Raw genomic sequence first — 11,330 nt, 5'->3', positions numbered from 1 at the left:
CGTAGGGTGTCAACCCTGTGGATAACTCACCGGGGATCGACGGGGATCGGGGCGGGATGGATTCGTACGACGACAGGGGTGTCGGGAGCGGGAGCGCCGGGCCAGGGTCGGGACAGCGTGAGGACGTGTCGTCCGGCGCTGGTCAGGGGCCGGGTCCAGGTCCCCGTGGTGGCATGGCTGCCCTGTCACTTCCGTACCAGATCGTTGCCGCGATCGCACTGTCGGTCATCGGGCTGGTCGCCTGCGCTCAGCTGGCCATGGTGTTTCTGCACGTCGCACCCTCCAACACCCTGACCAAGCAGCACGGCGAAGCGGTCGACGACTGGATCTATCCCGAGTTCGAGCAGAACTGGAAGCTTTTCGCCCCGAACCCGCTTCAGCAGAACGTCGCCGTTCATGTACGAGCCGAGATAGTCGGCGCCGACGGCCGCCACACGACCCCCTGGATGAGCCTTTCAGGTGAGGACGGCAAGGCGATACGCGGCAATCTGCTCCCCAGCCACGTCCATCAGAACGAGCTGCGTCGCGGCTGGGACTTCTATCTCAGTTCCCACGACAACGAGAACCGGGCGAACGGCCTGCGCGGTGAGCTCTCCGAGAGCTACATCCGCCGTATCGCGATGCTGCGCCTCGGCGAACACGACTACGGCGGCACCGTCGAGCGCATCCAGATCCGTTCCGAGGTGCGGTCCATCGCGGCACCTGGATGGAGCGAGGAGAAGATCAGCACGAAGCCGTCCTACCGGGTGCTGCCGTGGTGGACCGTAACCCCCGCCGACCTGCCCGAGAACTCCAAGGAGGCGGACAAGTGAGTACGTTCACCTTCGACCGCAAGCTGGCCCGCGGCATTCAGCGCATCACCTCCTCGGCCCTCGGCCCGTACCAGAGCGCCGTCATCCGGATCGGTTTCTCCGCCACCTATCTGCTGTTCCTGCTGCGCGAACTGCCGCACCGCCACGAGATGTACGGACCCGACGCCCCGTGGCGCTGGGACATGGCGCAGCAGCTCATATCGGGCAATCAAGCCTTCACCACGCTCATGTGGTCGGACAGCACGGTCTGGTTCGAGATCGTGTACGCGGTTGCTCTGCTCTCCGCCGCGCTGCTGATGGTCGGCTGGCACACCCGCGCCATGTCGGTCCTTTTCATGGCCGGTGTGCTCTCCCTGCAGAACCGCAGCATCTTCATGGGTGACGGCGGCGACAACGTCATCCATCTGATGGCGATCTATCTCGTGCTGACGCGCTGCGGGCAGGTCTGGTCGTTGGATGCGCTCCGTGCAGGCCGTGCGGCCAGTGTGGCTGGTGTGACCCATGTGGCCCGTTCGGCGGATTCGGATGCGGAAGACGATGGTCCTCGGCGTTCGGTGTGGGGGAACGTGGCCGGCCCGGTTCTCTGGGTGGTGCTCGGCCTGGTTCTGATCGTGGCCACCGTGACAGACGGCCTCGGCGGCACCTGGTGGCTGCCGGTTCTCTTCTGGGCCCTCTGGGTCGGCCAGGGTGCCTGGTGGGCCGTGAATCGTTACGCGCCGCACAGCGAGGCGCGCACCCTGCTCGATGTCGTCGCCAACCTCGCCCACAACGCGACCTTCGTCGTGATCATGGCCGAGGTCTGTCTGATCTACGCGACGGCAGGGTGGTACAAGATCCAGGGTTCGCGCTGGCAGGACGGCACGGCGCTGTACTACCCGCTCAAGCTCGACTACTTCACGCCCTGGCCCGGGCTGTCGGACATCCTCGCGTCCAGCGGTGTGATGGTGATGCTGCTGACGTACGGCACGGTCATCGTTCAGGTCGCCTTCCCCTTCACCCTGTTCAACCGGCGGGTCAAGAACGTCCTGCTCGTCGTCATGATGTGCGAGCACGCCGGCATCGCCCTGCTGCTCGGGCTGCCGTTCTTCTCGATGGCGATGATCGCCGCCGACTCCGTCTTCTTGCCGACCGTCTTCCTGGTGTGGCTCGGCGGCCGGGCGACCCTCGGACGGGAGCTTCTGTTCTCGCGCAGGGGCAAGGTGCCGGGGCAGCGGCGTGCCGTCGATGACGAGGAGGCCCCGCAGCACAGCGGCGACGGGGGCCATACGCTCGTCGGGTGAGTAGTGAGAGCGGCAGCAGTGGCAGCACCGGCAGCACCGGCAGTACCGGCGGGAAATCGTTGATCGAGGAGTCCCCAGGACTTGAACCGTCCGTTGCCTCTGTACCGGCGGCGGAACCCATGCAGTACGACGACGGATTCGGGACGGAAATCGGTGTCGGGCCGCACCCGCTGCCCTGGCCCGTGGACGAGCGGTACGACCCCGAGCTGCTTGCCTACGGCGACCGGCGCAACGTGGGCGACGCCTACCGGTACTGGACGCGGGAGGCAATCGTCGCCGACCTGGATCTGCGGCGGCACGACTTCCATGTGGCGGTCGAGAACTGGGGCCACGACTTCAATATCGGCTCCGTGGTGCGCACCGCGAACGCCTTCCTCGCCAAGGAGATCCACATCGTGGGGCGACGGCGCTGGAACCGGCGCGGTGCGATGGTCACCGACCGGTACCAGCATGTGCGGCACCACCCCGACACGGAATCGCTGACCGCGTGGGCGGCGGCGGAGGGGCTGCCGATCATCGGGATCGACAATCTGCCGGGGGCGGTGCCGCTGGAGCGGACCGAGCTGCCGCGGCGGTGTGTGCTGCTCTTCGGGCAGGAAGGGCCCGGGCTGACCGAGGAGGCCCGCAAGCACGCGGCGATGGTGTGCTCCATTGCGCAGTTCGGGTCGACGCGGTCGATCAATGCGGGAGCTGCGGCTGCGATTGCCATGCATGCGTGGGTGCAGCGGTATGCGGAAATTCCGGGGGCGGGGCGGGAGCAGGGGCCCGGGCCGGGGTTCTGAGGTAGGTGGGGCGGCGGGTTTGGGCGTGGGTGCGGGTGGGCGAGCCTGGGGCGGATCTGTTCCCTACCCGCCCCTTCCCGTAACCGGGGGCTCCGCCCCCGGACCCCCAGCCCCTCAAACGCCGGAGGGGCTGGGAGGAAGCCCGGAAGAGCTGGGTGCCGGGTGGACGGAGCAGAAGGCCGGAGCCGGGGGTTACGCCTGGCGGCGGACTTCCACCATGCGGAAGCGATTTGCTACGAAGGCTCCGTCGCACAGGGCCGCGTTCGCTGCCGGGTTGCCGCCCGAGCCGTGGAAGTCGGAGAACGCGGCGGTCTGGTTGACGTACACCCCGCCGGTCAGGTTCAGCGAGAGCTGGGCCGACTCTTCCAGGCAGACGTCCTCCACCGCGCGCTCCACCTCCGGTGAGGTGGTGTACGCGCCTACTGTCATCGCGCCCTTGTCGCGGATCGTGCGGCGGAGCAGCTCCACGGCGTCGGCTGTCGAGTCGACCGCTACTGCGAAGGAGACCGGTCCGAAGCACTCCGACAGGTAGTGCTCCTCGTCGTCGGGCTTGGTGCCGTCCAGCTTGACGACGACGGGGGTGCGGACCACGGCGTCGGGGAATTCCGGGTTGGCCACCTCGCGGGAGGTCAGGGCGACTTCGCCCAGCTCTGCGGCCGCCTCCAGGCGGGTTTTCACATCGGGGTTGACCAGGGCGCCGAGCAGTGCGTTCGCCCGGGCGTCGTCGCCCAGCAGACCGTTGACCGCGGCGGCGATGTCGTCGACGACCTCGTCGTATGTCTTGTCGCCGGCGTCGGTCGTGATGCCGTCGCGGGGGATCAGCAGGTTCTGCGGGGTGGTGCACATCTGGCCGCTGTACAGCGAGAGGGAGAACGCCAGGTTGGCGAGCATGCCCTGGTAGTTGTCGGTGGAGTCGAGGACGATCGTGTTGACTCCGGCCTTCTCTGTGTAGACCTGGGCCTGGCGGGCGTTGGTCTCCAGCCAGTCGCCGAAGGCGGTGGAGCCCGTGTAGTCGATGATCTTGATCTCGGGGCGGACCGCGAGGGTCTTCGCGATGCCTTCGCCCGGCCGTTCGGCCGCCAGGGCGACCAGGTTGGGATCGAAGCCCGCCTCGACGAGCACCTCGCGGGCCAGCTGCACCGTGAGCGCGAGCGGAAGCACGGCGCGCGGGTGCGGCTTGACCAGGACGGGATTGCCGGTGGCCAGGGAGGCGAAGAGGCCCGGATAGCCGTTCCACGTGGGGAACGTGTTGCAGCCGATCAGGAGCGAGATGCCGCGGGGTGCCGCGGTGAACGACTTGTGCAGCTGGAGCGGGTCGCGCTTGCCCTGCGGCTTGGACCAGTCGGCGCTCTGCGGGGTGCGGATCTGCTCCTCGTACGCGTACGCCACCGCCTCCAGGCCGCGGTCCTGGGCGTGCGGGCCGCCCGCCTGGAACGCCATCATGAAGGCCTGGCCGCTGGTGTGCATCACGGCATGGCCGAACTCATGGGTCCTGGCGCTGATCCGCGCCAGGATCTCCAGACAGACCAGGGCCCTGATCTCGGGGCCCGCCGCGCGCCAGGCCGCCATTCCCGTACGCATCGCCGGCAGCAGGACGTCCAGGTCGGCGTGCGGATATTCGACGCCCAGCTCCGGCCCGTACGGAGAGGTCTCTCCGCCCGTCCAGCCGTCGGTGCCCGGCTGGCCGAGGTCGAGCCGGGTGTGCAGCACGCCGTCGAAGGAGGCCTTGCCCTCGGCGGCGCTCAGGCTGCCGGGGGCGCCGCCCTCGCCGTATGCCTTCGGATGCTCGGGATGCGGGGACCAGTAGGCGCGCGTACGGATCGCGTCGAGGGCCTGGTCGAGCGTGGGGCGGTGCTTCTCGGACAGCAGGTGCGGGGAGAGCTCGGCGGCCATGACGGACCAACTCCTCATCGAGCTGGGCAGGGACGGGCGGACAGAGTTAGAGTAACCGAACGATCGGTCGGGACAAGGGGGCCCGCCAAACCTGTGGACAACTCGTAGGGGAGGATCGCGGACATGACCACGGCCAAGCGGGACACGTACACCCCGGAGACTCTGCTCACCGTCGCCGTCCGTGTCTTCAACGAGCGCGGCTACGACGGCACGTCCATGGAGCATCTCTCCAAGGCGGCAGGCATCTCCAAGTCGTCCATCTACCACCATGTCGCGGGCAAGGAGGAACTGCTCCGTCGTGCGGTCAGCCGGGCGCTGGACGGGCTCTTCGGAATCCTCGACGAGCCGGGAGCGACGCAGGGGCGTGCGATCGAGCGGGTCGAGTACGTCACCCGTCGCACCGTCGATGTGCTGATAGCCGAACTGCCCTACGTCACGCTGCTGCTGCGCGTGCGGGGCAATACGAAGGCCGAGCGCTGGGCCATGGAGCGGCGGCGCGAGTTCGACCACCGGGTGACCGATCTGCTCCGGGCGGCGGTCGCGGACGGCGATCTCCGCTCCGACGTGGACATACGGCTGGTGACACGGCTGCTCTTCGGGATGGTCAACTCCCTGGTGGAGTGGTACCGGCCGCAACCTGACGGCGGCGTCGAGGGGGAGCGGCTGGCGGACACGCTCGTCCGGGTGGCCTTCGAGGGGATGCGGTCCAGCCACTGAGCCGCTGGCGGCCGGACAGGTCCAGGCCGCCATCCTTCGGCATGACCGCTGTCTTGCGTGCTCCTGTCTTGCGTGCTCCCGGGGTCCTGTCCGCTGTCGTGCTGCTCGTGGCCGTGTCGCTGACCGGATGCGGTGGAGGCGACGGTGACGGAGGGGCCGGCGCGGACGGACGAGGCGGCCGGAGTGCGGCCGAGGGCGTGACGCCGGACGGCTTCGGGTGGCGCTGCTCGGCAGTGTGAAGAACTGGGCCAGGTCCCAGGCGTTCCTCAAGAAGTACGGCTCCTGAAGAAGTTCCGGTCCTGAATCGGATTACTGGTTCACGTCTACTGGTCCCCGTCAGGTCAGCTCGGTGGGTCTGGCCGGGCCCGAGGCCAGGTCCGTCTCCTCGAACACCAGAAGTGTGCGGGTGGAGAGCACCTCCGGGATGGCCTGGATCCTGGTCAGCACCAGCTCGCGCAGCGACCGGTTGTCCGGGGTGTGCACCAGCAGCAGGACATCGAAGTCGCCGCTGACCAGCGCGATATGTGTGGCGCCCGGCAGCGCCTGGAGCTGCTCGCGCACGGTGCGCCAGGAATTCTGGACGATCTTGAGCGTGACGTACGCGGAGGCGCCCTGCCCCGCCCGCTCATGGTTCACGCGCGCGCTGAAACCGCGGATCACGCCGTCGTCGATGAGCCGGTTGATCCGCGCGTACGCGTTGGCCCGGGACACATGGACGCGATCGGCCACCGACCGTATCGAGGCGCGGCCGTCCGTCTGGAGCAGTCGCAGAATGTCGCGGTCGATGGCGTCGAGCGGGCGCGCGGGCGGAACCTGGCCGGGGTCCTCGCCCCCGTCGGCCATTTGTTCAGCTGACATGTGCCCGCGCCTCCCTGTCCTGGACGACCTGCCCCTATCCCAGGCTGTGGAGAACCGTTTGTCCACAGGCTGGAGGTGCCTGTAGCCAAAATGCGCTCGCGACCGAACAATCGGTAGGTGAGGCACAGCGCATCCGTGCCTCGGACAGCGCTCGACATTTCGATGCATTTCGACACCCCTCGACATTGGACGATCCTCCGATGTCGTCAGACGCCGCTCGAAAACCCTCGATGCCAGGAGGTGCTTGTCATGACGGTCCAAGAGCTGCCCGGCGCGGCCGCTTACCGGCCCACGCCGCCCCCGGCCTGGAAGCCGCTCACCGATCCCGCGCCGCTGCTCCCGGACCCCGAGCCGTACCGCGTGCTCGGTACGGATGCCGTGGCCGATGCCGACCCCGAGCTGCTGCTGCGGCTCTACGCGGAGCTGGTGCGCGGCCGGCGGTACAACGCGCAGGCCACCGCTCTCACCAAGCAGGGCCGGCTCGCCGTCTACCCGTCCAGCACGGGGCAGGAGGCCTGCGAGATAGCGGCCGCGCTGGTGCTGGAGGAGCGGGACTGGCTCTTTCCCAGTTATCGCGACACGCTGGCGGCCGTGGCGCGCGGCCTGGACCCGGTCGAGGCACTGACGCTGCTGCGTGGCGACCGGCACACCGGCTACGACCCGCGCGAGCACCGCATCGCCCCGCTCTGCACCCCCCTCGCCACCCAGCTGCCGCACGCGGTGGGCCTGGCACACGCGGCGCGCCTCAAGGGCGACGACGTGGTGGCGCTGGCCATGGTCGGGGACGGCGGGACCAGCGAGGGCGATTTCCACGAGGCGCTGAATTTCGCGGCCGTCTGGCGGGCCCCCGTCGTCTTCCTCGTGCAGAACAACGGCTTCGCGATCTCCGTACCGCTGGCGAAGCAGACCGCTGCTCCGTCCCTGGCACACAAGGCCGTGGGATACGGGATGCCCGGCCGGCTGGTGGACGGCAATGACGCGGCCGCCGTGCACCAAGTCCTCGGTGAGGCAGTCGCACGGGCCCGGAGCGGTGGCGGTCCGACGCTCGTCGAGGCGGTGACGTACCGCATGGACGCCCATACGAACGCCGACGACGCCACGCGCTACCGCGGCGACAGCGAAGTGGAGGCGTGGCGTGCGCACGATCCGATCCAGCTCCTGGAGCGGGAGCTGACCGGGCGGGGGCTGCTCGGCGACGACGGGATCGAGGAGGCGCGCGCGGCCGCGGAGCGGATGGCTGCCGCTCTGCGCGAGCGGATGAACGCCGATCCGGTGCTCGACCCGATGGATCTCTTCGCCCATGTCTATGCGGAACAGACCACACAACTGCGGGAGCAGGCCGCCCGATTGCGTGTCGAGCTGGAGGCCGAGCAGGGCCAGCACGGCCACAACGACCTGGAGGAAGGGCGATGACCACCGCAGCGGCACCGGCCGGAGAGCGGACGACGAAGGCCAAACCCGCCACCATGGCGCAGGCGCTCGGGCGGGCGCTGCGCGACTCGATGGCCGAGGACCCGACGGTGCATGTCCTCGGCGAGGACGTCGGCACGCTCGGTGGGGTCTTCCGGATCACCGACGGTCTGGCGAAGGAGTTCGGCGAGGACCGTTGCACGGACACCCCGCTGGCCGAGGCGGGCATCCTCGGCACGGCCGTCGGCATGGCGATGTACGGGCTGCGGCCCGTGGTGGAGATGCAGTTCGATGCCTTTGCCTATCCGGCCTTTGAGCAGCTCATCAGCCATGTCGCCAAGATGCGGAACCGCACGGCCGGTGCCATGCCGTTGCCGATCACGGTCCGGGTGCCGTACGGCGGCGGGATCGGCGGCGTCGAGCATCACAGCGACTCCTCGGAGGCGTACTACATGGCGACGCCCGGCCTCCATGTCGTCACGCCCGCCACGGTCGAGGACGCATACGGGCTGCTGAGGGCCTCGATCGCCTCCGACGATCCTGTGGTCTTCCTGGAGCCGAAGCGGCTCTACTGGTCGAAGGCTGACTGGTCGCCCGAGGAGCCGGTGGACGTGGAGCCGATCGGACGAGCTGTCGTCCGCAGGCCCGGGCGCAGCGCGACGCTGATCACGTACGGGCCGTCGCTGCCGGTCTGTATGGAGGCTGCGGAAGCGGCCGTCGAAGAGGGCTGGGATCTCGAAGTCGTCGACCTGCGCTCACTGGTGCCGTTCGACGACGAGACCGTCGCCGCTTCCGTGCGGCGTACGGGTCGCGCCGTCGTCGTCCACGAGTCCTCCGGTTTCGGCGGCCCGGGCGGCGAGATCGCGGCCCGGGTCACCGAGCGTTGCTTCCACCATCTGGAGGCGCCGGTGCTGCGGGTCACCGGGTTCGACATTCCGTATCCGCCGCCGATGCAGGAGCGGCACCATCTGCCAGGCGTGGACCGGGTGCTCGACGCGGTCGCCCGCTTGCAGTGGGAGGCGGAGAACTGATGCCCCAGGTATTCGAATTCAAGCTGCCGGACCTCGGCGAGGGGCTCACCGAGGCGGAGATCGTGCGCTGGCTGGTGGAGGTCGGCGATGTCGTCGCCATCGACCAGCCGGTCGTCGAGGTTGAGACGGCCAAGGCGATGGTGGAGGTGCCGTGCCCGTACGGGGGCGTGGTGACCGCGCGGTTCGGCGAGGAGGGCAAGGAACTTCCGGTCGGGGCGCCTCTGTTGACGGTGGCGGTGGGGTCCGAGGGAGCCTTGGGGGCCGGTTCCGATTCCGGTTCTGGGTCCGGTTCTGGATCTCGTGAGGCGGAGGCGTCTGGCAATGTGCTGGTCGGGTACGGGACGGGCGCACCGGTGGCGCGCCGTCGACGGGTCCGTCCCGAGGCGATGGCGGCGCCTGTTGCCGCACATGTGACGGCTGCGGCTGCGGTTTCTGCGGCTGTTCCGGATGTGGTGCCGGGGGGCGGTCCGGTGGCTGTCGTCTCCCCACTGGTACGGAAGCTGGCGCGGCAGCATGATCTTGATCTGCGGCAGCTGGCGGGTTCCGGCCCCGACGGGCTGATCCTGCGGGCCGATGTCGAATCCGCGATCAGGGAACTGGCAGAGGGGGCGGCGGCTCCCATGCCGGCCTCGGCCGCGGTGCCGGAGTCGGTATCGGAAGCGACGTCGCTGCCTCCGGTGCAGCCGTCGGTGGCGCGGAGGGCTGCGAGTCCGGCCGTGGAGCGGATTCCGTTGCGCGGCGTACGGGGCGCGGTCGCCGACAAGCTGGCGCGCAGCCGACGGGAGATCCCCGATGCCACGTGCTGGGTCGACGCCGACGCCACCGAGCTGATGGCGGCCAGATCCGCGATGAACAGCGCCGGTGGTCCGGCCGCCGGGCCCAAGGTGTCGGTGCTCGCCCTGCTGGCGCGTATCTGCACCGCTGCACTGGCCCGGTTCCCCGAGCTCAACTCCACGGTGGACCTGGAGGCGCGGGAGATCGTGCGGCTGCCGGAGGTCCACCTCGGGTTCGCGGCCCAGACCGAGAGGGGCCTGGTCGTCCCCGTCGTACGGGATGCGCAGTCCCGGAACGCGGAGTCGATCGGGGCCGAGATCGCCCGGCTGACCGAGGCGGCCCGGACCGGGAGGCTGACCCCGGCGGAGCTGACCGGCGGCACGTTCACGCTGAACAACTACGGGGTGTTCGGAGTCGACGGATCGACCCCGATCATCAACCACCCGGAGGCGGCAATGCTGGGTGTCGGCCGGATCGTGCCCAAGCCGTGGGTGCACCAGGGGGAACTGGCCGTACGCCAGGTCGTCCAGCTCTCGCTGACCTTCGACCACCGGGTCTGCGACGGCGGTACGGCGGGTGGCTTCCTGCGCTACGTGGCTGATTGCGTGGAACAGCCGACGGTACTGCTGCGCACGTTGTAGGCGGAATGGGGCGCGGGCTCCCGTTTCCTGCCCTCGTAGATCCACTGGATTGCGGGCGGGGAGGATCAACGGGAGGCTGCGGCCCGCATACTCGGATGCATGACCCCGTATGACGCCATCGTCCTTGCCGGAGGGGCCGCCAAGCGGCTCGGCGGCGCCGACAAGCCCGGGATCCGGGTCGGTGGCCGTGCGCTGCTCGACCGGGTGCTGGCGGCCTGCGCCGATGCCTCGACCACCGTGGTGGTGGGCGGGCGGCGGCCCACCGTGCGCGCAGTGACCTGGACGCGCGAAGAACCGCAGGGCGGCGGGCCGTTGGCCGCCCTCGACGCCGGGGTCCGGCGAACGGCCGCGGAATGGGTTCTCGTACTCTCCGCCGATCTGCCGTTCCTCGGGGAGAGCACCGTCGGAGCGCTGCTGGCCGCTGCCGGTGACGGGCAGTGGGACGGGGCCCTGTGTACCGATCAGGACGGTCGCGACCAGCCTCTCGTCGCCGTCTACCGTGCCGAACCGCTACGGCGCGAGCTTGCCCTGCTCGCCACCGAGCACGGCAGTCTGTCCGGACTCCCCCTGCGGTTGCTGACGAATGAACTCGACCTGGCCCGGGTGGAGGCCGCCCCCCTCGCCTCCTTCGACTGCGACACCTGGGAGGACATTGCGTCGGCCCGGGCCCGTATCAGAGAGCATGGGACCGTGCTGGACGAATGGATCACCGCAGTCAAGAACGAACTGGGCATCGAACTCGACGTCGACACCGACGTCCTGCTCGATCTCGCCCGTGACGCCGCCCACGGCGTCGCCCGGCCCGCCGCGCCCCTGACGACCTTCCTGGTCGGGTACGCGGCGGCGAAGGCGAGCAGCGGCGGCGACGGCTCGGCGGCGGTGGCCGAGGCCGCCCGCAAGGCTGCCGCGCTCGCCCTCCGGTGGGCGGACGAGAACGAGACGCAATGACGGCCCACAACGACAGGTCCGACCCACCTCCGGCGGCCGACGTTGCGTCGATGGGCGTGAGGCCCTCGGCGGGTGTCGGGCTTTCGGCGGATGTCGGGCCTTCGGCTCGTGACCGTCCGGGGGCGGCCGACCGTGGGTTGGTGGCGGGCGATCGGTTGTCGGCGGCCGACTCCTTCTCAGCGGT

General features: G+C 69.5%; 10 protein-coding genes. 8 read left to right on the top strand and 2 right to left on the bottom strand.

The window, feature by feature from the left end; all coding sequences use genetic code 11:
* Window positions 1-56 precede the first annotated feature (56 nt).
* Genes ACGFU7_RS09325 through ACGFU7_RS09315 form a run of 3 tightly spaced genes read left to right on the top strand, consistent with a single transcriptional unit; the run spans window position 57 to window position 2,874 of the window.
* Complete coding sequence (locus ACGFU7_RS09325; RefSeq protein ID WP_393693893.1) at window positions 57-812, top strand: DUF5819 family protein; 756 nt, start codon at window positions 57-59, stop codon at window positions 810-812.
* Window positions 809-2,092 (top strand): HTTM domain-containing protein, encoded by a 1,284-nt coding sequence (locus tag ACGFU7_RS09320; RefSeq protein WP_393693891.1) that lies wholly within the window; start codon window positions 809-811, stop codon window positions 2,090-2,092. The genes ACGFU7_RS09325 and ACGFU7_RS09320 overlap by 4 nt, the downstream gene beginning before the upstream one ends.
* The gene (locus tag ACGFU7_RS09315) at window positions 2,089-2,874 is read left to right on the top strand and encodes a TrmH family RNA methyltransferase (RefSeq protein WP_393693889.1); all 786 of its coding nucleotides are present in this window, start codon (window positions 2,089-2,091) and stop codon (window positions 2,872-2,874) included. The genes ACGFU7_RS09320 and ACGFU7_RS09315 overlap by 4 nt, the downstream gene beginning before the upstream one ends.
* A gap of 192 nt (window positions 2,875-3,066) precedes the next feature.
* Here ACGFU7_RS09315 and paaN read toward each other — a convergent pair whose 3' ends face one another.
* Window positions 3,067-4,767, bottom strand: coding sequence for a phenylacetic acid degradation protein PaaN (paaN, locus tag ACGFU7_RS09310; RefSeq protein ID WP_393693887.1), 1,701 nt, complete (start codon window positions 4,765-4,767; stop codon window positions 3,067-3,069).
* 123 nt (window positions 4,768-4,890) lie between these two features.
* Here paaN and ACGFU7_RS09305 point away from each other — a divergent pair, with 123 nt between their 5' ends.
* Entirely contained in the window at window positions 4,891-5,484 is a 594-nt protein-coding gene (locus ACGFU7_RS09305; RefSeq protein ID WP_393693885.1) for a TetR/AcrR family transcriptional regulator, read from the top strand.
* Window positions 5,485-5,820: 336 nt separating this feature from the next.
* On the opposite strand, the gene ACGFU7_RS09300 is transcribed toward ACGFU7_RS09305, so the two are convergent.
* Window positions 5,821-6,327, bottom strand: coding sequence for an Lrp/AsnC family transcriptional regulator (locus ACGFU7_RS09300; RefSeq protein WP_393694261.1), 507 nt, complete (start codon window positions 6,325-6,327; stop codon window positions 5,821-5,823).
* A gap of 264 nt (window positions 6,328-6,591) precedes the next feature.
* Here ACGFU7_RS09300 and pdhA point away from each other — a divergent pair, with 264 nt between their 5' ends.
* From pdhA to ACGFU7_RS09280, 4 genes are all read left to right on the top strand, one after another.
* Window positions 6,592-7,755, top strand: coding sequence for a pyruvate dehydrogenase (acetyl-transferring) E1 component subunit alpha (gene pdhA / locus ACGFU7_RS09295; RefSeq protein ID WP_393693883.1), 1,164 nt, complete (start codon window positions 6,592-6,594; stop codon window positions 7,753-7,755).
* On the top strand, window positions 7,752-8,783 hold the full coding sequence (locus ACGFU7_RS09290) for an alpha-ketoacid dehydrogenase subunit beta (protein ID WP_393693881.1): 1,032 nt from the start codon (window positions 7,752-7,754) through the stop codon (window positions 8,781-8,783). Before pdhA ends, ACGFU7_RS09290 begins: the two co-directional genes overlap by 4 nt.
* Window positions 8,783-10,198: a dihydrolipoamide acetyltransferase family protein gene (locus ACGFU7_RS09285; RefSeq protein ID WP_393693879.1), complete on the top strand. Its 1,416-nt coding sequence runs from the start codon at window positions 8,783-8,785 to the stop codon at window positions 10,196-10,198. Before ACGFU7_RS09290 ends, ACGFU7_RS09285 begins: the two co-directional genes overlap by 1 nt.
* 99 nt (window positions 10,199-10,297) lie before the next feature.
* On the top strand, window positions 10,298-11,146 hold the full coding sequence (locus ACGFU7_RS09280; RefSeq protein WP_393693877.1) for an NTP transferase domain-containing protein: 849 nt from the start codon (window positions 10,298-10,300) through the stop codon (window positions 11,144-11,146).
* Window positions 11,147-11,330 lie beyond the last annotated feature (184 nt).

The organism is Streptomyces sp. NPDC048473 (assembly GCF_043200155.1).
Classification (GTDB): Bacteria; Actinomycetota; Actinomycetes; order Streptomycetales; family Streptomycetaceae; genus Streptomyces.
Note: the sequence above shows the minus strand (reverse complement) of the source record. Positions and strands in the feature narration are given on the sequence as shown.

What these genes read in the sequence shown, in the direction of transcription:
- ACGFU7_RS09305 (WP_393693885.1), top strand. Translation starts at nt 4,891, where the DNA reads ATGACCACGGCCAAGCGGGACACGTACACCCCGGAGACTCTGCTCACC.
- ACGFU7_RS09325 (WP_393693893.1), top strand. Translation starts at nt 57, where the DNA reads ATGGATTCGTACGACGACAGGGGTGTCGGGAGCGGGAGCGCCGGGCCA.
- pdhA (WP_393693883.1), top strand. Translation starts at nt 6,592, where the DNA reads ATGACGGTCCAAGAGCTGCCCGGCGCGGCCGCTTACCGGCCCACGCCG.
- ACGFU7_RS09300 (WP_393694261.1), bottom strand. Translation starts at nt 6,327, where the DNA reads ATGGCCGACGGGGGCGAGGACCCCGGCCAGGTTCCGCCCGCGCGCCCG.
- ACGFU7_RS09285 (WP_393693879.1), top strand. Translation starts at nt 8,783, where the DNA reads ATGCCCCAGGTATTCGAATTCAAGCTGCCGGACCTCGGCGAGGGGCTC.
- ACGFU7_RS09280 (WP_393693877.1), top strand. Translation starts at nt 10,298, where the DNA reads ATGACCCCGTATGACGCCATCGTCCTTGCCGGAGGGGCCGCCAAGCGG.
- ACGFU7_RS09290 (WP_393693881.1), top strand. Translation starts at nt 7,752, where the DNA reads ATGACCACCGCAGCGGCACCGGCCGGAGAGCGGACGACGAAGGCCAAA.
- paaN (WP_393693887.1), bottom strand. Translation starts at nt 4,767, where the DNA reads ATGGCCGCCGAGCTCTCCCCGCACCTGCTGTCCGAGAAGCACCGCCCC.